The sequence below is a fragment of the Shewanella sp. AS16 genome, from assembly GCF_021412365.1.
In the GTDB taxonomy this organism is placed as follows: domain Bacteria; phylum Pseudomonadota; class Gammaproteobacteria; order Enterobacterales; family Shewanellaceae; genus Shewanella; species Shewanella salipaludis.
Map to the genome: position 1 here is coordinate 725284 of NZ_JAKCLK010000001.1, position 20651 is coordinate 745934.

Here is a 20651-nt window from a genome sequence, read left to right on the forward strand (position 1 = left end):
ATGCCTGTCGCCCGGGTTAACTCAGCCTACGGACAAGCCCAATAAAACAGCCTGCAATCGCAGGCTGTTATCTTTATCCCTGTCTGAGCAGGGACTTGAGCTCCAGCACCAGCTTATCTATGTCGGCACGGCCGACATCCTTGTGGGTCACCAGACGCAGGGTGGGTGCCGGGCTGATGAGGACTCCCCTGGCCTTGAGCCCAACTGCCAACGCCCCTGTGTCGACCCCGGCGCCGACCTTGGCATACACCATATTTGTCTGTACCAGACTCATGTCTATGTCAAACTCGGCTATCTCGCTAAGGGCCCGCGCCAGGTAGGCGGCATTGGCATGGTCTTCACCCAGACGCTCGACCTGCTCCGTCAGTGCCAGCTTGGCCGCCGCGGCCAGGATCCCCGCCTGGCGCATGCCGCCACCCAGCATCTTGCGCCACCGAATGGCCTTGGCGATCAGCCGGCTATCGCCGAGCAGCAAAGAGCCCACAGGGGCACACAGGCCCTTGGAGAGACAGATGGACACAGAGTCGAAGTGTGAGGTGATGTCGCCGATGGCGATATTCTGCGCCACCGCGGCGTTGGCGACCCTGGCACCATCCAGATGGATCTTGAGTCCATGGTTGAAGGCCAAAGCCTGGGCCTGGGCGATATAGCTCTGGGGCAATACCTTACCCCCTATGGTGTTCTCCAGGCTCAGTAGCCGGGTGCGGGCAAAATGCACATCGTCGGGTTTGATCGCCGCCTGAATATCACTCAGCAATATGCTGCCATCGCTCTGGTTGGTCAGCGGCTGCGGCTGTATGCTGCCCAGCACAGCCGCACCGCCGCCTTCAAACTTGTAATTGTGGGCCTGCTGACCGCAGAGGTACTCATCACCCCGGTCGCAATGGGACATCAGCGCCAACAGGTTGGCCTGGGTGCCGGAGCTGGTAAAGAGCGCCGCATCGAAACCGAACATCTGTGCCGCCATCTGCTGCAGCTCGTTGACCGAAGGGTCGTCACCATAGACATCATCACCGACCTCGGCTCTGGACATGGCCAGGCGCATGGCCTGTGTGGGTTGAGTCACTGTATCACTGCGAAAATCTATCATCTTGGCCTCATCAGAATGGCTGGTGCCGGCAAATACCGGGCGGGTGCGGTTCGACTTTACCCATAGCGCGCCGCGCTGTACAGGCTTGTCATTTGAATTTAACGGCAATTTTGCTTAATAGACGCCATCATGCGCCCCCTCCCCTGGGGCCATCCCAACAAACAAGCGGGCGCCACCAAGCGAGCGTCAACATGAGCATAGGCCCGGAACAAGAGCTCCGCCCAGGGATTATCAATAAGTATTTATGATGCAAGCATTTAACATTGACGACCAAAATATCGACAAAAACCACAATATCAAGCACATCCACATAGAATCAAAGATTAATAAATCTAATGCCTGAGTGCATTTTTACTCATTGTATTTATCCGGCGGGATCAGGCAGAATTTGCCTCTTTACGATCAACAGCAGACACTATGCAAGAAGCTCAATTTATCGGTTTACTCTGGACTATCGGGATCCTGGCCGAGGCCATGACGGGCGCACTGGCCGCCGGTCGCAAACAGATGGATCTTTTCGGCGTCGTCATCATAGGCTGCGCCACCGCCATAGGCGGCGGTACCCTGAGGGACATACTGCTGGGGAATTACCCCTTGATCTGGGTCGAGAATTGGCATTACCTGCTGGCCATAGCCCTGGCTTCGCTGCTGACTGTGGTCATAGCCCCTGTGATGCGCTATCTCTCCAAGCTCTTTCTGGCGATCGATGCCCTGGGACTGGCGGTATTTTCCATTGTCGGCGCCCAGAAGAGTCTGATGCTGGGCTTCAGTCCGGTAGTGGCCGTAGTGATGGGACTGGTCACTGGGGTATTTGGCGGAGTGATCCGGGATATTCTCTGCAACCAGGTGCCGCTGATCTTCCAGAAGGAACTCTATGCGGTGATCTCCCTGCTGACGGCCGGACTCTATATCCTCCTGCTCCAGTATCAGGTTGAGGAATGGCTCAATCTGCTGGTCTGTCTGGCGACGGGTTTCAGCCTGCGGATGCTGGCACTCAAGTATCACTGGTCCATGCCGACCTTCGATTATCAGTCCGGCACAGATAGCCCAATGCACTAGGCTCTGGGCACCAGCGACTAAGGTTAAGGGGGAAGCTGAGTTCCCCCTTAACAGCATCAATCCCCTTGTTCACTTATCCGCTTCAGGGCCGCCAACGCCGCATCATAGTCCGGATGATGGCTGATTTCCCCCACCAGTTCACGATACTGCAAGCGCCCTGCGGCATCTATGATCAGGATAGCCCGCGCCAGCAAGCCTTTGTTCTCGATCAACAGGCCATATTTGTCACCGAAGTCACGCCAGACAGAATCGGATAACACTTTGATCTTGTCGACACTCTCCGCCTTGCAGAAACGCTTCTGGGCGAAGGGTAAGTCTGTGCTTATGGTCAGCATCACCACGTCGTCCGGATAATGGCCCACCTCTTTGTTGAAACGTTTGGTCTGCAAGGCACAAACCCCGGTATCCAGGCTGGGAACGGCGCTGATCAGCACTGTCTTGCCCTTGAAGTCGCTCAGGGTGACAGGGTTGAACTTGTCGTCGACCAGCCTGAATCCAGGCGCCATCTGCTGCAACCCGGGTTGTGTACCCAACAGGGTCACGGGCTTATTGCCCATGGTAACCAAGGTATTATCCTTGGCCATGGCGGGCCCAAGCAGGCTCAGTCCCAACACTGTGGCCAGCACGGCGCTCATCGTCATTCTCATGGTCATTCCTCTCCTAGTCTTGCTCACAGTCTTGCTCACAGTCTTGCTCACAGTCTTGCTCATAATAGTGCTCATAGTCGTGCTCATAGCCGCGTCACAGTATTGTCTGTATTTGCAATACTGCCACTTGGGCACTCAGGCTACAGCGGTCGATAACAAATCACGGGCATAAAAAAGGTCGGCAACTGCCGACCTGGAGTTCCAAGCGAGCCATTATCTGGCCGCAGCAACTTCTTTAACATGCAAGTCCATTTGTGGAAATGGAATCGAAATGTTGGCGGCATCCAGGGCATTCTTGATCTGCTCCAGCAGCTCGAAACGGCCGGACCAGTAATCGGCTGTCTTGACCCAAGGGCGAACCACGAAGTTGATCGATGAATCCCCCAACTCAGCCAGACCGACAGTATAGCCGGGATCTTTCAGCACATACTGATTATTGTCCAATACGCTCTTCAGCACTTCCTTGGTCTTGGCTATGTCCGAATCATAGGCCACCCCTATGACGAGATCGACGCGGCGTTCGCCCAGGGCAGAAAAGTTGGTGATTGTGCCGTTCATCATGGCAGAGTTTGGCGCCACTATGACTTTGTTGTCCGGGGTACGCAACTTGGTCGAGAAGATGGTGATCTCATCTATGGTGCCGGCAATCCCGGCGGCCTCGACATAATCACCGACCCGGCAAGGGCGGAACATCACCATGAGGACACCCGAGGCGAAGTTAGACAAAGATCCCTGTAATGCCAGACCAACAGCTAAGCCGGCGGCACCCAGCACGGCAATCAGGGAAGCCGTCTGTACGCCAATTTGCCCCAGGGTGGCGATGACGGTAAACACCAGGACCACGGCCCAGACGAGATTCGCCACGAATGAAACGACAGTTTTGTCGACTTTACGGTTATGCAAGACTTTCGTCGTCACTTTCTTGGTGATATGGGCCAGGTAGCGACCAACCAAAAATATGACTATGGCAAAAAAGACTTTCAAGCCATAGGTCATCAAGAGTTCAGGCGCTTGCTCCAACAATCCATCCAGGTTTTCCATTGGTTCACTCCATTATTAATGACACTGATAAAGTTATTTTATTCCGGCGATAAACTCGAGCCGACACCTTAATCCATCTCTAACTGGCAAGCGGGTAACTATGCTGAGTCAGCAATCTCAGCGACGGCGCCGGCCCGAATGGCCCGGCGCTCATAAGCCTGGCCCTGCCGCAGCGGCAGAGGCTAACCGACACTATCACTGGCTTATCTCGCTGATTGTAAGATTGTATATTCAAATATAGCCAAGATAAAGCCACTAAATTCGCCCCCGGCCATGGGCCCCAATAACAAGGAAGCGGCTATTGCCGCTTCCTGGTTCGTCCTATGTCACCCTGGGGTTATTTCATCGCCGCCTTGGGGGGATAATTCTGCATTATGCTGGCTACCGCAGCATTGATGATCTGGACCTTTTCCTGGGGGCTCTTCTTATTGCGCACTGTGTCTGCCAGTGAGCCACGCCAAACCAGCTTATTGGTCTTGTGATCTACTATATCCAAGATCAGAGTCCCGACTTCGTATTCACGCACGCTGGTCTGGGTCTGCATGCCGGCGCCCCATCCCCAGGCAGGGCCATAATAAGGGTTGTAACCGAAGTTACTGCTGAAGGTATCGACATCGATCTTCTTGTCTATCTTGGTCAGGTAATTCACCAGCACATCTGCATTGGCCATATCCACTTGTTTGAAGCCCTTCATGGCAAGCTCGGCATTCATCGCATCCCTGACCCGCTCATCCATCAAACCATCCAGTTGGTAACTGGCGCCATCCATCTGCTTGGCGACCCAGGCATAGGTCTTATACTGAGTGAAATTTACCCCTGGGTCGTAATCCCAGCTCGTCTTGGTCGAACTACAGGCACTCAGTGCCAGCACGGCTACAGCCAACAGTAGTTTTTTCATATCGTCTCCAGGTTAGGAACCTATTGCACCCAGTGCATCTTGCCTCAGCTTACCTACTAGTCCCATGATCTACAAATGAATTTCATTTCATGTCAGCCGAGGTTAAGTTTGCACCGCCCCACTCTCACCTGCACAAGTGGCATGGTCCACTACCTTTACTGATCATAGCCCATCCCTGGCGCTGTTGCCTCTGGACGGGCCGGCAATGGTGAGCTCCGGACCCATTCCATGCATCTGCATAAAGCTGTCAGAGTTCAAGATTTTAACTGCCAGAGACAGCGCTATTTTGGTAGACTGAACCGAGTTCAGGAAAAGGTTTAAGACAGATGAAAGCAGATCCCAACGTATCCTTGGTCTACAGTACAGATATAGGCCGCATTACCCAAGAAGCTGCGCCGCAGCAAGCGCCCGAAACCGACGGTATAGTGCGCATTCATAAGGACAGCAAGGGCCGCAAGGGCAAAGGCGTCTCCTTGATCAAGGGCCTGCCGCTCGATGATGCGGGGCTGAAGGCGCTGGCTCAGAAACTCAAGAAACAATGTGGTTGTGGCGGAACGGTCAAAGATTTCGTCATTGAAGTCCAGACAGATAACAGAGAGCAACTCAAGACCTTGTTGGAAAAGCTCAATTATAAGGTCAAACTCGCCGGCGGATAAGATTGCCAGCTTAACTCTGCTATGGAGCCAGTTAATGGATAGCCTGCAAAACCATTTGTTGATCGCCATGCCGTCGCTGCAAGAAACCTTCTTCGAGCGCGCGGTCATCTATGTCTGTGAGCATGATGCCAGGGGGGCCATGGGACTGATCATCAACCGGCCATTAGGCATAGAGATAGATGAATTGTTGCGGCAGATGGAGCTGCCCGAACAGCCCAAGGTAGCGACAGAGCTGCATGCCCAGGTGCTGATAGGCGGCCCAGTGACCCCGGACCGGGGGTTCGTGCTCCACGACGCCCAACCCCATTGGAGCAATAGTCAGACCTTGACCGACGAACTCATGCTCACCAGCTCCAGAGACATATTGTCGGCATTGGGCACGGATAAGGCCCCGAAGCAGTTCATGGTCGCCCTGGGTTATGCCGGCTGGAGCAAAGATCAGCTGGAACAAGAAGTTGCCGACAACGTCTGGTTGACTATTCCCGCAACCAGGGCCCTGTTGTTCGAGGTGCCCTATGACGAACGCTGGCAGCAGGCTTGCCGTGCCTTGGGTTTCGATACCTGGCAGATATCCCACCAAACCGGCCATGCATAGTCGCCGGTCATAATAGACACATAAAATGAATTCCAGAACCGTATTAGGCTTCGATTTCGGCACCAAGAGCATAGGTGTCGCCATAGGCCAGGAAATTACCGCCAGCGCCGCCCCACTCTTATCCCTCAAGGCCGTCGACGGGATCCCCAACTGGGATGAGGTAGGCCAACTCATCAAGGAGTGGCAGCCGGACCTGGTGGTGGTCGGCTTGCCGCTCAACATGGACGGCACAGAGCAGGACATGACCCACAGGGCGCGTAAATTTGCCAATCGCATCAATGCCCGCTTCGGCGTCAAGATAGCCACCCAGGATGAGCGGCTCACCACCACAGATGCCAAGGCCAGGCTGTTCGAACTGGGGGGCTATAAGTCGCTCTCCAAGGGCCAGGTGGATGCCGTCTCGGCTGTGCTCATCATAGAGAGTTATTTCGAGAATCAATACGGCTAGTGCCAATGCCAGCCGCCGGGGATGGAGACAGGGATTAGATACTGGGATTAGAAGTGCAGAGGGGTAGAAGTACAGAGGGAGCCATGGGCTCCCTCTGTGTTCTAGCTGCCCGTATCTGCGCTATGCATGAGCTTGCTTCGGCACTTGCTTCGGGCATGGCCTGCCGTCATTTAGAGGTAGGGGCGTACCAGATTGGCCATCATCTTGATATGCAACTCATCATCGTTCAATGCAGGTATGTAACGGAATGCCTGGCCACCGGCCTGTTCGAAGATCTCGCGATTCTCGCCCACTATTTCTTCCAGCGTCTCCAAACAATCGGCACTGAAGGCCGGACAGAGTATGGCCACATTCGTGACCCCGCCCGCAGCCAAGGCCTTCATGGTCGCATCCGTGTAGGGCTGCAGCCATTTGGCCTTGCCGAAACGGGACTGGAAGGTCATCACATAGTCGCTATCCGTCAGCCCCAGCTTTTCGACCACCAATGCAGTGGTCCTGGCACAGAAACAATAATAAGGGTCGCCCAGATGCAGATTGCGCTCCGGCATGCCATGGTAGGACAACACAAGTTTCTGCGGCTTGCCATGGCGCTCAAAGTCCTGCCGAATAGAGGCTGCCAGCGCCTCTATATAGTCGGGGTTATCATGATAGCTATTGATGAAATGCAGTGCCGGCAGGTAACGCCACGAAGACAGCTCGGAGGCGATCGCATCGAAGGCCGAAGCAGTGGTAGGTGCGGCATACTGGGGATACAAGGGCAACACCACCAGCTTATCCACCCCGTCCCTATGCATAGTCCGCAGTTCGTTGGCAATCGAAGGTTCACCGTAACGCATGCCTAAGCCGACGGCAGCCTGACAGCCTTCCTGTTGCAGCAGCGTCGCCAGCTTGGCCTGTTGCCGGCGACTGATGGCCAGCAAGGGTGAGCCATCGGCACGCCACACCTTGCGATACAGGGCAGCCGATTTTGCCGGTCGAATCCGCAATATGATGCCATGCAGTATCAGCAGCCATAAGAATCTGGGGATCTCCACCACCCTGGGATCGGCCAAAAATTCGGCCAAATAACGCCGAACCGCCCCAGTGGTTGGCGCCTCCGGGGTACCCAAATTCAACAACAACACCCCGGTTTTGCCACGCTCGGCGTGACCCGTATTTTTCGATAAGCCTAAATATTTAGCCAAAACAGCCTCTTGATAATGGATAATGCAAAAATACTAGAAGAGCGCCTCTATGGCCTGCTTCAGCTCCGCACTGTCGGGTTTGACTCTGGAATTAAACCTCTGCACCTGCTCGCCATCGGCACTGACCAGATACTTGAAGAAATTCCATTTGGGCGAGCCGGCCTTGTCGCCAAGATAGTCGAACACGGGATTCACATCCGAGCCACGCACCGCAGATGTCGCCAGCATGGTGAAGGTGACCCCATAATTGATGTAACAAATCTTGGCCGTCTTGGCCTCCTCGTTTTCCTCCTGGAAGAAGTCATCCGATGGAAAACCTATCACCACCAAGCCTTTATCCCTGTATTGTTCATGCAGGGCTTCCAATGCCTTGAACTGGGGCGTGAAACCACAATGACTGGCGGTGTTGACTATCAACACAGGCTTGCCCTGGGTCAGCTCGCACAGATCAACCGTCTCCTTGGAATGCAGCTTGCGCATCTGATGCTCCAGGTAGGCAGGACAGGTCGCCGCCAAGGCCACCGTGCTGGAACTGCCCAACAACAGCAGGGCCAGACCGAGTTTATGAAGCATATGTTCTCCTCCCATGAGGACTATTGGTCGCCGAATGTTTAGGGATCATATTGAAGTTAGAAATAAAAGCCAATATTGATGTTCAAACGTGAATGCCAGGCGCTGTCGGCTGCGGCTATGCCGACACCCGGACCATCGACAAACCACATGTTCTTGCCCGCAATCCAATCCAGGTAAGAATAGAATTTCCCGGCGGTGATGGCACAGCCGGTGACATTCTGAGTCGATGTGCTGCGACCGGCCCCAGACACTAACACCTGACTGAAGTCATTGTAACAATTCAAGTTCGAAATAGGGCCCCAGCTCACATCTATACTGCGGGAAAGGTTGGCAGTGACCACATCCGCCCTGGAAGCCACTTCGAAGGGAAAGCCGAAGGCCGACAACCCCAGGCGGTTGGCCGCCGCTACCCGGTAGTCATAGTGCAGGTATTGCAACTGCGCCTGCCACTGTTGCCAGTCGGTCTGCCAATGTGCGGCCAGGGCATAGGCTGTGGCATCCTCTCCCTGGGAATTATCGGTTGCACCGACATAATCCAACTTGGCATATTGCAGGGAGACGCCGAATCTATGGCTCGGCTCTCCCTTTGCCATTCCCCCTGGGTTGAGCCGATATTCAATTCTGGCATTGAGTTGCCCCGCCTCCTCATAGGGTGAGCCCTCGGTGGTGGCCACATCAAAGGAATATCTGTCATAACGCGTGCCATTTGCGTATTCATCGTTGGCAAAATAGGCCAGATCCAGCCTCAGGTTTTCATCTTTATATTGCCAATGCACGCCGGCATCATAGTCATCTTCGAACCCCAGATAGTAGGTGGCGCCGAACCAGAAAGAGTGGGAGGCATAGGGCAAGAGCCCAAAAGGCACTTGAGTCACCCCGGCTTGTACCTTTTGCTCCTCGGTCAACTGATAACCGAAATAAGCGTGATGGATCACGTCCATATCCTGATACCAGCGATATTGAGCCGAGGCAAACAAGCCGTCTTCCTGATAATTCACCTCGGCACGGAACAATTCGAAAGCCAGCTTGGGGTCATCATCATAGTCCTTCCAGGCATAATTGACCCGCACTGCGCCACCTAGGTCCAGGCCAGGCGTCACAGCCACGGCCTGGGCGTTGAATGCCAACGGCATGCATAGCAGTGGCATGCATGAGAGTGGCAGGGGTAAATAGCTCTTCATAAGCTTCCTCAGTAAATATCCATTGCAGTAATCAGTTAAGCCTAGTCGAAACAAAATCCGCTACCGCCTTGGGCGCCACCAATGGCTCATGGACCAGGGCATAGCCTGAAATATTGAGCATAAAAAAATGGCAGCCCAGGGCTGCCATCGACTTGAGTCAGGGCGTTAATCCATATCCAGGGTCACGCCATCCATCAGGCCTGAGTCGGCCGATTCCGAACTCTGCAGCTTGATCATCAGGCGCAGATCGTTGGGTGAGTCGGCGTGATGCAGCGCATCTTCGTAGGTGATCTCGCCTTCGAGATACAACTTGAACAAGGCCTGATCGAAGGTCTGCATCCCCTGCTCGTTGGACTTGGACATGGTTTCCTTCAGGCTATGCAGTTCGTTCTTGGCGATGAGCCCTGCGACCCTGGGGGTATTGATCAATATTTCGATGGCGGCGCGGCGGCCGCTGCCGTCGGCCTTGGGCACAAGTTGCTGCGCCACTATGCCGCGCAGATTGAGCGACAAGTCGAACAACAGCTGCTGATGCTTGCTCTCGGGCACCAGGTGCATGATCCTGTCCAGCGCCTGGTTGGCATTGTTGGCATGCAGGGTCGCCATGCACAGATGGCCCGTCTCGGCAAACGACAGGGCAAATTCCATGGTTTCCTGGGTACGGATCTCGCCTATGAGGATCACATCCGGCGCCTGGCGCAGTGAACTCTTGAGGGCGGCATCGAAGGACTCGGTATCTATGCCCACTTCCCTCTGGGTGATGATGCTCTTCCTATGGTCGTGAACGAATTCCACCGGATCTTCTATGGTCAATATGTGGCCGCGGGCATTGGCATTGCGATAGCCAACCAAGGCCGCCAGGGAGGTCGACTTACCCGTACCTGTGCCGCCGACCATGATGATCAGCCCGCGCTTGCTCATCACTAACTCCTTGAGTATCGGCGGCAGCTTGAGATCATCGACCTCGGGGATCTTGGTCTCGATGCGGCGCATCACGCAGCCGGGGGATTCACGTTGCCAGAAGGCACTGACCCGAAAACGCCCCAGCTCCTTGGCGGCGAAGGCGAAGTTGCATTCCCTGGAGTCATGAAACTCCTGTTTCTGCGCTTCTGTCATCAGGGATTCGACAAAATCCAGCGCCTGAGCCGGGGTGAAGGAGGTCTCGCCCAGTGGACGCAGCTCACCGTCTATCTTGGCACTGGGCGGAAAACCTGCGGTGATGAACAAGTCAGAGGCCTTGCGCTCGACCATCACCTTCAAAAAGGGACGAACATCCATCATGGCTCCTTAAAAAGTCGCTTGTTTGTTGGAACTCTTGGACATGGCATCCTCACGGGTGATGAGTCCGCGGTTCACCAGGGTCTGCAGGCATTGCTCCAGGGTTTGCATCCCATGGGCCATGCCTGTCTGGATGGCGGAATACATCTGTGCCACCTTGTCTTCGCGGATCAGGTTGCGAATCGCCGGGGTGCCCATCATGATCTCATGGGCCGCCACCCGGCCACCGCCGACCTTCTTGATCAGCGTCTGGGAGATCACCGCCTGCAAGGATTCGGACAGCATGGTTCTGACCATGTCCTTCTCACCTGCGGGGAAAACATCCACCACCCTGTCTATGGTCTTGGCCGCCGAGGTGGTATGCAGGGTGCCGAACACCAGATGACCTGTTTCGGCCGCCGTCATCGCCAGGCGTATGGTTTCCAGATCGCGCATCTCGCCCACCAGGATCACATCGGGATCCTCACGCAATGCACTGCGCAGCGCCGCATTGAAACTATGGGTATGACGATGCACCTCACGTTGGTTGATCAGACATTGCTTGTTGGGATGGACAAATTCTATCGGGTCTTCGATGGTCAATATGTGGTCGTGACGGTTCTCGTTAACATAATCTATCATGGCCGCCAGGGTGGTACTCTTACCCGAGCCTGTTGGACCTGTCACCAGCACCAATCCCCGCGGAAAGCTGGCGATTTTCTTGAAGATCTCCGGGGCGCCCAACTGTTCCAGGGAGAGTATGTCGCTGGGAATGGTACGGAATACCGCCGCCGCACCTCGGGATTGATTGAAGGCGTTGACACGAAAACGCGCCAAATTAGGTACCTCGAAGGAAAAATCGATTTCCAGGTGTTCTTCGAAGTCCTTGCGCTGCTTGTCGTTCATTATGTCATACACAAGCCTGTGTACGCCCTGGTGGTCCAGCGCGGGTAAGTTAATCTTTCTCACTTCACCGTCCACACGTATCATAGGGGGTATCCCGGCCGACAGGTGTAGATCCGAGGCTTTGTGTTTTACACTAAAGGCTAATAACTCAGTGATTTCCATAGTTAGGGACATCCATTCAAGCAGATAATAACATCATGACAACAATAACAGACAGACTAGCCCAGGCCCAGCACAGGATTGCGCTCGCGGCGCAAAAATGCGCCAGGGATCCCGCAGATATCACCCTGTTGGCCGTCAGTAAAACCAAGCCGCTGGCCCAGATCATAGCAGCCTATGAGGCGGGGCAACGGCGTTTTGGTGAAAACTATGTTCAGGAAGGCGAAAGTAAGATAATTGCACTGAAAGCCGACTATCCGGATATAGAGTGGCATTTTATCGGACCGCTGCAATCGAACAAGAGCCGCATCGTCGCCGAGCACTTCGATTGGATGCATACCCTGAGTCGGGAGAAGATAGCCCAGCGCCTGAGCGAACAAAGGCCGGCCGGCATGGCGCCACTCAATGTCTGCATCCAGATCAATGTCAGTCAGGAAGAGAGCAAGTCCGGGGTCGCGCCGGAACATATGTTGCCACTGGCCGCCGCCATTGCCGGGCTGTCCGGTCTATGCCTCAGGGGGCTGATGGCCATTCCGACCGCAACCTATGATTATGAATTGCAACGCAGGGAGTTTGCCCAGCTGCAGCAATTGTTTCAGCAGTTGCAGGCCCATTACCCCGAGGTAGATACCCTGTCCATGGGCATGAGTAACGATCTGGAGACCGCCATAGCGCAGGGCTCGACCCTGGTGCGCATCGGCAGCGCCATCTTCGGTGAGCGCGACTAGTCACTGTTCCCCTTGTTTTTCAGCGATAAAGCCCAAATAATGTTAGGGTTTAGCGCTCAGGACTCATAGAGATCAGGTCACAGACATTCTGGCCGCCAGTAGACACGGTCAACCAACAGCAGAGAATATCATGACTCATCATAAGGTATGTTTTATCGGCGCCGGCAATATGCCGCGCAGCATCATCAGCGGACTGGTAAAGAGTGGCTATCCGGCAACACTCATTCAGGCAAGCAACCCAAGTACCCCCAAGCTCGAGGCGCTCGCGGCCGATTTCGGCATCCGGGTGACCCAGGATAACAGGGCCGCCGCCCAAGAAGCCGATGTGGTGGTGCTCAGCGTAAAACCCCAGTTGATGCAGGCCGTATGCGAAGAGCTGAGCGACATAGATTTCAGCAACAAGCTGGTCGTCACCATCGCCGCAGGCGTCACGGCCGAACGCTACGGCGACTATTTCAAGCAGCCCATTAAACTCATACGCACCATGCCCAACACTCCGACCCAGATAGGCGTCGGCATGACGGGCCTGTATGCCGCCGAGGATGTATCTGCCGCAGACAGAAGCCTCTGCGAACGCCTGATGGCCAGTGGCGGCGAAGTTGTCTGGGTCGATAAGGAAGCAGACTTGAATCAGGTAATCGCCCTGGCCGGCAGTTCTCCGGCGTATTTCTTTCTCTTCATGGAAGCCATGATGGATGCCGGCATGGAGATGGGCATGGATGAGGCCAAGGCGCGCCAGCTGGTACAGCAAGCGGCCTTGGGAACAGCGCAAATGCTCAAGCAAAATCCGCAGTTGAGCCCGGCCGAGCTGAGAAACAATGTCACCTCCAAGGGGGGCACCACTGCCGAGGCCATAGCCACCTTCGAGCGCGGCGATTTACGGGGTTTGGTCAAACAGGCGATGAGCAACTGTATCAAACGGGCCGAAGAAATGGCCAAGACGTTTTAATTCAGGCAATTTATCTCATGCCCGTCCAAGAGCATGACAACAAAAGGTAGTAGCTAGCGATGAATGCATTAACCTTCTTAATCAGTACCCTGTTCGATCTCTACCTCATGGTGGTGATACTGCGCATCTGGCTGCAACTGGCAAGGGCCGATTTCTACAATCCGTTCAGCCAGTTTATCGTCAAGGCGACACACCCGATACTGGCTCCCATGCGCCGGATATTGCCTTCCTTCGGCAGTCTGGACACAGCCTCCCTGGTGCTGGCCCTGTTGGTGGTGATAGTGAAGGTGCTGCTGCTCAGCCTGATCGCAGGCGCCGCCATAGACATAATCACCCTGCTGGTGTTTGCCGCCGTCACTGTGGCCAAGCAAGCCGGTGTCCTGCTGTTCTGGATGTTGCTCATCCGCGCCATTCTCAGCTGGTTCAACCAAGGTTATAACCCGATAGTCATGGTGATGGGTCAGCTCACAGAGCCCCTGTTGGCCCCTGTGCGTCGCATCATCCCGCCCATAGGTGGCCTGGATCTGTCCGTGCTCCTGGTCATAATTGCAATGAATTTCATCAACATCTTGCTGGCGCAATACCTGCCTTTCTGGGCCGTTATCTGATGCCAGCTGTCGTGGAGCAGCAGGATGCCCTGCTGCTGAATCTGTATATACAGCCCAAGGCCAGCCGGGATCAGATAGTGGGTCTGCATGGCGAGGAACTGAAGGTCGCCATCACGGCGCCGCCGGTCGACGGCAAGGCCAATGCGCATCTGAGCAAGTACCTGGCCAAGGCTTTCAAGGTGCCAAAGAGTGATATTCAGATCCTCAAAGGCGAGCTTGGGCGCCACAAACAAGTCAAGATAATCAATCCCAAAAACATCCCGCCGGAAATTGCGGCGCTTTTGTGAATGGCGATAAATTCCCTTGGTGCATCCCAAGACACAACACTATACTCAGCAGAAGAACCGAGAATAAGGTAGCTCACCATGTTACGTAACATACTTACCATGCTAGTCCTGACCGCCAGCCTATGTGGCGTGGCAAATGCCGAACAAAAAGAGCAAGTTGGCAACTATGATATCCACTATATGGCATTGAGCAGCACCTTCCTCACCCCGAGCATTGCCAAGACCTACGGCATAGAGCGCAGCCGTTACATGGGCATAATCAATATCGCTGTGCTCAATACCAGCGAGGAAGGCAGTCCCGCAGTGCCGGTGGAAATTTCCGGGATAGCCAATAACTTACTCGATGCCAGGATGGAACTGAAATTCAGGGAAATCCGTGAAGGCGATGCCATCTACTATATTGCCGAAGTGCCTTATCGTGACGATCAGGAGATTAACTTCCAGATAGCGATAAAACATGGCAATCAGTTGAATACCAATTTGAAATTCAAGCAAAAATTCTACGTCGAATAACACCTTTCCCCCATAGCCCCTGCAACGCCCCTGGGCATGGATATCCATGCCCTGCTCCGCCGCCTTATCGCACCTGCTCCCGCCGCCGCAAACGTTGACTCGCCTGTCCTTTAACGCCGGATTTAGGTATCATTGCCCCCAGGATTTCCCCGTAATTTTACAGGTAGCAGATGAAGCAAGTGGTACTCGCCAGCGGCAATAAAGGCAAATTAGCAGAATTCGATGAGATGCTGTCCCGCCACGGCATACAGATACTGGCACAGAGCCAATTTTCCGTGCCGGAAGTGGCAGAGACAGGCACCACCTTCGTCGAGAATGCCATCATCAAGGCCAGACATGCGGCAGAAATTACCGGTATGGCGGCCATAGCCGACGACTCAGGGCTGGAGGTGGATTGTCTGCAGGGGGCTCCCGGCATTTATTCGGCCCGCTATGCCGGGGATGGCGCCGACGAGCGTGACAACTATCTTAAACTGCTAAGCGCCCTCGGGGACGAGAGCCGCCGCAGCGCCCGCTTCCAGTGTGTACTGGTGTATATGCGCCACGCCAAAGATCCGACCCCCATCATCTGCCAAGCCAGCTGGGAGGGACAGATAAGCCATGCTCCCATGGGCGAGCAGGGGCACGGCTATGATCCCGTGTTCATTCCACAGGGACAGGACTGCACCGCGGCGCAGCTGAGCAGTGAACAGAAGAACGCCGCCAGTCATAGGGGCAAGGCGCTGGCCTTGCTGGTTGAAGCCATGAAGTCCAGAGGCATCTTCGCCGAGGAAAGCCAAAGCTGATGTTGACCTTGCCGCCGCTGAGCCTATACATACATATTCCCTGGTGTGTGCAGAAGTGCCCCTACTGTGACTTCAACTCCCACGGCCAGAATGGCGAGCTGCCACAGCAGGCCTATGTCGATGCCTTGCTGGCGGATCTGCGCCAGGATCTCGGCTATGTGCAGGGGCGCGAGATACATACCATCTTCATCGGCGGCGGCACCCCATCTCTGTTCGATGCCGGTCAGATTGAGCGTTTGTTGCAAGGGGTCAGGGCCATGGTCCCCTTCAGCGCCGACATAGAAATCACCATGGAAGCCAATCCCGGCACCCTGGAACACGACGATTTCGCCGCCTACCGTCAGGCCGGCGTCACCCGCCTGTCGATTGGGGTGCAGAGCTTTTCCAGAGACAAGCTCAACCTGCTGGGACGCATTCACGATCAGCATGAGGCCCAAACTGCCGGTTTGAAGGCGGCCGAAGCCGGCTACCAGAGCTTTAACCTGGATCTCATGCATGGCCTGCCCAACCAGAGCTTCGACGAAGCCATGGCAGATATAGACACGGCAGCGGCACTCTCGCCACCGCACCTGTCCTGGTATCAGCTGACCATAGAGCCCAATACCCTGTTTCACTCCAAGCCGCCACAGCTGCCGGATGACGAAGCACTGTGGCATATCTATGAGCAAGGGCAGCAGAAGCTGGCGGCTCTGGGCTATGAGCAGTATGAGATCTCCGCCTATGCCAAGCCGGGCTTTCAATGCCGCCACAATCTCAATTACTGGCAGTTCGGCGATTACCTCGGCATAGGCTGTGGGGCCCATGGCAAGATCACCCTGCCGGGGCAGGAACGCATCCTGCGTACCGTGAAGATAAAACATCCCAAGGGCTATCTGGCGGCCGATGATTACTGCTTCGAAACCACAGAGGTGGCCGAAGCCGACAGGGCATTGGAATACCTGATGAATAGGTTACGCCTGATGGCGCCTATTCCTAAACTTGAGTTCGAGCAACGCACAGGCCAGTCCAGGGATACCCTGAGCGAAGGCATGGAAAAGGGACGCCTGCGGGGCCTGCTGACGGAAACCCAGGACTTTTGGCAACTGACCCCCAAGGGGCATATGTTCGTCAACGATCTGCTGTCCCAATTCTGTTAACCAGGTTTTTGCTAACTAAGGTTTTGTTAACTAAGGTTTTGTTAACAAAGTTTTTGCTAACAAAGGGGCTGTAACCCAAGTCTCGGCAGCAAGGAGTTCTGTGCGAGAGACTCGGGTTTATGATACAAAGTCATTGCCGCCGGGGGATGTTTACCGCATCACGGGCGGCAATAGACACATTTTCTAACACTTATATCACCACTTTCCCGTCCGGCTTCTTTAGGATAGCAAGCACTATTCACAGGAAGCTTACCCAATGCAGATAACAACCAAAACCAGCATAATTGCATTAACCCTCTCGGCCCTGCTCAGCGGCCCCCTGTATGCCGCATCGACCACAGAGTCAGGTACCGAGGCCAAGACAGGGATCACGGCACAACAGAGCGAGTCGCAAAAAGCCAACGCCTTGTTCGAGCGCGTCTTCATGGACAATGTCATGGCCAGCCCCATATCCCAGACTTATATGGGGATAAAGCAAGATTATGATAAATGGGATGATATTGGCGAGGACGCGGATGCCAAGGCCCATGCCATGGCCGAGCGCCATCTGGCCGAGGTGAATCGCATAGATGCCAAGCAGCTCGACGCTCAAACCGGCCTCAGCCTCAAATTGCTGCAACAGTCGCTGCAAAACGAACTGGCAGACTATAAGTGGCGCTACCACAACTACCCGGTAAACCAGATGTACGGTGGCCACTCCATGATAGCCTCCTTCCTCATCAATCAACATCAGATCACGGATGTGAGCGATGCCAAGGCCTATATAAGCCGTCTCAAGGGGGTCACCAAACGTCTGGCGCAACTGCAGACGGCGTTGGAGATCCGCGCCAAGCAAGGCATCATAGCGCCTAAGTTTGTGTTTCCTTACGTTATTTCCGACAGCGAGAACATAATAACAGGCGCCCCCTTCGATAAGGGTGCAGACAGTGCCCTATGGGCCGATTTCAAGCGCAAGCTGGCGGCATTGAAACTGAGCGATGCCGAGTCTGAGCCTTTGCTGGAAGCCGCCAGCGAGGCGCTGACGACCCAGGTTGAGCCTGCTTATCGCAAGTTGATCGCCTATGTGAAGACCCTGGAGACCAAGGCGGATAACCGCGACGGTGTCTGGAAACTTCCCGAGGGGGCAGCCTTCTACAGGAATGCGCTGCAACGCACTACGACCACGAACATGACGGCGGAGGAGATCCATAAACTCGGACTCTCGGAAGTCAGCCGTATTCATGAGCAGATGCGCGGCATCATGAAGCAAGTGGGCTTCAAAGGAGATCTGCAGGCCTTCTTCAGCTTCATGCGTGACGATCCCCAATTCTACTATCCCGACACCCAGGAAGGTAAAGCCGCCTACCTGGCCGAGGCCAAACACCTGATAGGCACCATGAAGTCCAACCTGAGCCGGGTGTTCAAGGTCGAACCCAAGGCAGATCTGGTGGTCAAGGCTGTCGAGGCCTTCCGAGAACAGTCCGCAGGTAAGGCCTTCTACGAGCAACCTGCCCCGGACGGTTCCCGCCCAGGTTCTTACTACGCCAACCTCTACGACATGAAGGCCATGCCTAAGTATCAGATGGCGGCGCTGGCTTACCATGAAGGCATTCCCGGCCACCATATGCAGATTGCCATAGCCCAGGAACTGCAGGACATGCCCAAGTTCCGCAAGTTTGGCGGCTATACGGCTTATGTCGAAGGTTGGGGCCTGTACAGCGAGTACTTCCCCAAGGAGATGGGTTTCTACAGCGATCCATACTCAGACTTTGGCAGGCTGGCGATGGAATTATGGCGCGCCTGTCGCCTGGTGGTGGATACCGGCATTCACGCCAAGCAATGGACCCGGGAACAAGGCATAGCCTACTATGTCAACAATACCCCCAATGCCGAGTCGGACGCCAGGAAGATGGTCGAACGTCACATAGTCATGCCTGGCCAGGCGACGGCTTACAAGGTAGGCATGCTCAAGATACTGGAATTACGCCACAAGGCCCAGCAACAGCTGGGGGCCAAGTTTGACTTGCGGGACTTCCATACCTTGGTGCTGAAGAATGGTCCGCTGCCGCTGGATGTACTGAGCGAGCAGGTCGATGCCTGGATAGCCGGGCATAAGGCCTAGGCCGGCAAATAAGAGCCAATAAAAAAGCCACATTGAGTGGCTTTTTTATTGGAAGTAATTGGCGCTCCCAACGCATCATCTTACTGTGTATCGCTATTTTAGGTGCGATTTTAGGGTACAGAAAGATAGAATTTTTCCCCGACCGCCGGTTGAGCTTGGTGACTATTAGCTTCTGAGCCTTGAAAAATCACCCCGGCATGACTGCCGGGGTAAACCAAAAATAGGATGATGGTTTCAAAGCCAACATTGTATTAGTTCGTAAACTCTGTCGGCATCGATCCTCAGTTGCAACTTGCCGATCTGTACAACACAAACGAAAGGGGTCATTTCCATTTGCGCCGCAGGACTCAGATCCCTGAGGACCAACTGCACTCATTGTATTGAAAACAAAACAGACTGCAACAGGCATTCTAAAAAAGCCTGTGACGAGAGAGTTTAATCAGGCTGTTTAAATAACAATCAACACTTTTAATTCATTGATATTAAATAACTTTTAAACATCAGCACCCAACCGCACCGCTATTATCCACAATAAAGAACAATGTTTCCATTATCACTTACGTTCGCTGAAGAGTTCGACATAGGGTGCATCCCAATAAGGCGGCGTACCTATGTGGTTTTTAATGAAGTCGATAAAGGCACTGACCTTGGGTGCCAGGTGCTTGCGCCTCGGATAAACGGCCTGCAGCGGTAGGTTATGGGTCAACTGCCAGTCGCGCAGCAAAGGCACTAGGGTGCCCTTGGCTATCTCGTCTTCCATCAGATAACTGGCCAGATAGACCACCCCCAGGCCGCTGATCGCCGCCGACTTCAGCGCCGGCGCATTGTCGACCCTGAAGTTGCCCGAGACACCTATTTCACAATAGTCATCGCCTTTCTTGAACTGCCACATACTATGCTCATGCCACTCGCCCTGATAGACGAGACAGTTATGATCTACCAGCTGCTCAGGACGGCTTGGTTCCCCATGCCTGGCAACATAGCCGGGAGAGGCCACCAGCAGGAACTGACACTTCATCAGGGGCCGGGCCACCATCCCCAAGGGCAACTGCTCGGACATGGTCAACAAGAGATCCAGACCTTCGCTGACGACATCGACCTTATGATCCAGCAGGCTGACCTGTAGCTCCAATTCAGGATGTTTGGCCATGAATGCCGGCAAGGCTGGGATCAGGTGCATGGTACCGAAGGATTGCGAAATGCCGACCTTGAGCACCCCACGGGTGGCATCGTTGAGATTATGCACGCTGGCGATGGCCTGATCCGTATCGCGCAGAATTTCCTCCCCCTGGACATAGAGCAGGTGCCCGGCTTCGGTCAGACTCAGGCTGCGGGTGGTACGCTGTATCAGTTGCACCCCTAACTTATGTTCCAGATCGGCCACCTGAGTACTCACCTTGGACTTGGAGATCCCCAGCCTTCTGGCCGCCGCACTGAAACTGCCGGCTCTGGCCACATGAGTAAATATCGCAATAGGTTCTAACAGTTCTAACATGAAAGTTGCCTTAAGCTGGTTACGTCACTGAAGTAATAATTTTCGGCGGCCTAAAATCAGAGTATTCATCTTTTTCATACACCTTATCCAGCTATATCTGCTGATATTGGCGACATGGAAAGTCTGTCAGGCCGGGGAAAACAAAATAATGCAGGGCTTGCCATCTGAATCTAGCGTCAGATTTTTGTTATTTTTTAAGAGTATATCAAATATTGGCTTGCTGGCTGCATTTATCCTCGAACCTTGGGGTTAAAGCGGCTCTCCGCCTCAGCCAAGCAAGACAAGATTTCCCGGAAAGGCTGTGTTGCAAACGCCGGCGACCCGGGTGTGGCGGCCACTTTCCGGACGCCGGATA

22 protein-coding genes are annotated in these 20651 nt (G+C 54.5%); 12 read left to right on the forward strand and 10 right to left on the reverse strand.

All coding sequences use genetic code 11. The features are described 5' to 3' along the window. Positions 1-73: 73 nt before the first annotated feature. Positions 74-1090: a low-specificity L-threonine aldolase gene (ltaE, locus tag LZP73_RS03200; protein WP_234233331.1), complete on the reverse strand. Its 1017-nt coding sequence runs from the start codon at positions 1088-1090 to the stop codon at positions 74-76. 417 nt (positions 1091-1507) lie between these two features. Between ltaE and LZP73_RS03205 the strand changes: the two genes are divergently transcribed. After that, entirely contained in the window at positions 1508-2149 is a 642-nt protein-coding gene (locus LZP73_RS03205) for a trimeric intracellular cation channel family protein (protein ID WP_234233026.1), read from the forward strand. 56 nt (positions 2150-2205) lie between these two features. On the opposite strand, the gene tpx is transcribed toward LZP73_RS03205, so the two are convergent. The 3 genes from tpx to LZP73_RS03220 all read right to left on the reverse strand — a co-directional run bounded on the left by tpx (position 2206) and on the right by LZP73_RS03220 (position 4735). Continuing rightward, a complete protein-coding gene (tpx, locus tag LZP73_RS03210; protein WP_234233027.1) occupies positions 2206-2796 on the reverse strand; it encodes a thiol peroxidase in 591 nt (196 codons plus the stop codon). Between the two features lie 213 nt (positions 2797-3009). Next, positions 3010-3837 carry a mechanosensitive ion channel family protein gene (locus tag LZP73_RS03215; protein WP_234233028.1) on the reverse strand — a complete coding sequence of 276 codons (828 nt, stop codon included), beginning with the start codon at positions 3835-3837 and terminating at the stop codon, positions 3010-3012. A 337-nt stretch (positions 3838-4174) separates the two neighbouring features. After that, on the reverse strand, positions 4175-4735 hold the full coding sequence (locus LZP73_RS03220) for a DUF4136 domain-containing protein (protein WP_234233029.1): 561 nt from the start codon (positions 4733-4735) through the stop codon (positions 4175-4177). Positions 4736-5061: 326 nt separating this feature from the next. Here LZP73_RS03220 and yciH point away from each other — a divergent pair, with 326 nt between their 5' ends. From yciH to ruvX, 3 genes are read left to right on the forward strand one after another with little or no spacing between them, the layout of a single operon-like run. Continuing rightward, on the forward strand, positions 5062-5391 hold the full coding sequence (gene yciH / locus LZP73_RS03225; RefSeq protein ID WP_169563381.1) for a stress response translation initiation inhibitor YciH: 330 nt from the start codon (positions 5062-5064) through the stop codon (positions 5389-5391). A gap of 34 nt (positions 5392-5425) precedes the next feature. Beyond that, on the forward strand, positions 5426-5986 hold the full coding sequence (locus tag LZP73_RS03230; protein ID WP_234233030.1) for a YqgE/AlgH family protein: 561 nt from the start codon (positions 5426-5428) through the stop codon (positions 5984-5986). A gap of 25 nt (positions 5987-6011) precedes the next feature. Continuing rightward, positions 6012-6434 (forward strand): Holliday junction resolvase RuvX, encoded by a 423-nt coding sequence (gene ruvX / locus LZP73_RS03235; protein ID WP_234233031.1) that lies wholly within the window; start codon positions 6012-6014, stop codon positions 6432-6434. A gap of 170 nt (positions 6435-6604) precedes the next feature. Here ruvX and hemH read toward each other — a convergent pair whose 3' ends face one another. The 5 genes from hemH to LZP73_RS03260 form a co-directional block, all read right to left on the reverse strand. After that, positions 6605-7618, reverse strand: coding sequence for a ferrochelatase (gene hemH / locus LZP73_RS03240; RefSeq protein WP_234233032.1), 1014 nt, complete (start codon positions 7616-7618; stop codon positions 6605-6607). 33 nt (positions 7619-7651) lie between these two features. Further along, complete coding sequence (locus LZP73_RS03245) at positions 7652-8191, reverse strand: glutathione peroxidase (protein WP_234233033.1); 540 nt, start codon at positions 8189-8191, stop codon at positions 7652-7654. A 56-nt stretch (positions 8192-8247) separates the two neighbouring features. Then, a complete protein-coding gene (locus LZP73_RS03250; RefSeq protein WP_234233034.1) occupies positions 8248-9372 on the reverse strand; it encodes a hypothetical protein in 1125 nt (374 codons plus the stop codon). 165 nt (positions 9373-9537) lie between these two features. Next, positions 9538-10650 carry a PilT/PilU family type 4a pilus ATPase gene (locus LZP73_RS03255; protein WP_234233332.1) on the reverse strand — a complete coding sequence of 371 codons (1113 nt, stop codon included), beginning with the start codon at positions 10648-10650 and terminating at the stop codon, positions 9538-9540. Positions 10651-10659: 9 nt separating this feature from the next. Continuing rightward, entirely contained in the window at positions 10660-11697 is a 1038-nt protein-coding gene (locus LZP73_RS03260; RefSeq protein ID WP_169563387.1) for a type IV pilus twitching motility protein PilT, read from the reverse strand. Positions 11698-11732: 35 nt separating this feature from the next. On the opposite strand from LZP73_RS03260, the gene LZP73_RS03265 reads away from it, so the two are divergent. From LZP73_RS03265 to LZP73_RS03300, 8 genes are all read left to right on the forward strand, one after another. Continuing rightward, positions 11733-12422, forward strand: coding sequence for a YggS family pyridoxal phosphate-dependent enzyme (locus LZP73_RS03265; RefSeq protein WP_234233035.1), 690 nt, complete (start codon positions 11733-11735; stop codon positions 12420-12422). A gap of 130 nt (positions 12423-12552) precedes the next feature. After that, positions 12553-13371 (forward strand): pyrroline-5-carboxylate reductase, encoded by an 819-nt coding sequence (gene proC / locus LZP73_RS03270; RefSeq protein WP_234233036.1) that lies wholly within the window; start codon positions 12553-12555, stop codon positions 13369-13371. A 59-nt stretch (positions 13372-13430) separates the two neighbouring features. Beyond that, positions 13431-13979 carry a YggT family protein gene (locus LZP73_RS03275; protein ID WP_234233037.1) on the forward strand — a complete coding sequence of 183 codons (549 nt, stop codon included), beginning with the start codon at positions 13431-13433 and terminating at the stop codon, positions 13977-13979. Next, complete coding sequence (yggU, locus tag LZP73_RS03280) at positions 13979-14266, forward strand: DUF167 family protein YggU (protein ID WP_234233038.1); 288 nt, start codon at positions 13979-13981, stop codon at positions 14264-14266. The genes LZP73_RS03275 and yggU overlap by 1 nt, the downstream gene beginning before the upstream one ends. Before the next feature lie 78 nt (positions 14267-14344). After that, positions 14345-14779, forward strand: a complete 435-nt coding sequence (locus tag LZP73_RS03285) for a DUF4426 domain-containing protein (RefSeq protein WP_234233039.1) — start codon at positions 14345-14347, stop codon at positions 14777-14779. A gap of 170 nt (positions 14780-14949) precedes the next feature. Then, a complete protein-coding gene (gene rdgB, locus LZP73_RS03290; RefSeq protein WP_234233040.1) occupies positions 14950-15564 on the forward strand; it encodes an RdgB/HAM1 family non-canonical purine NTP pyrophosphatase in 615 nt (204 codons plus the stop codon). Next, positions 15564-16700: a radical SAM family heme chaperone HemW gene (gene hemW / locus LZP73_RS03295; protein ID WP_234233041.1), complete on the forward strand. Its 1137-nt coding sequence runs from the start codon at positions 15564-15566 to the stop codon at positions 16698-16700. The genes rdgB and hemW overlap by 1 nt, the downstream gene beginning before the upstream one ends. 256 nt (positions 16701-16956) lie before the next feature. Then, positions 16957-18801 (forward strand): DUF885 domain-containing protein, encoded by a 1845-nt coding sequence (locus LZP73_RS03300; protein WP_234233042.1) that lies wholly within the window; start codon positions 16957-16959, stop codon positions 18799-18801. Between the two features lie 553 nt (positions 18802-19354). On the opposite strand, the gene LZP73_RS03305 is transcribed toward LZP73_RS03300, so the two are convergent. After that, positions 19355-20296, reverse strand: coding sequence for a LysR family transcriptional regulator (locus LZP73_RS03305; protein ID WP_169563396.1), 942 nt, complete (start codon positions 20294-20296; stop codon positions 19355-19357). Between the last annotated feature and the right edge of the window lie 355 nt (positions 20297-20651).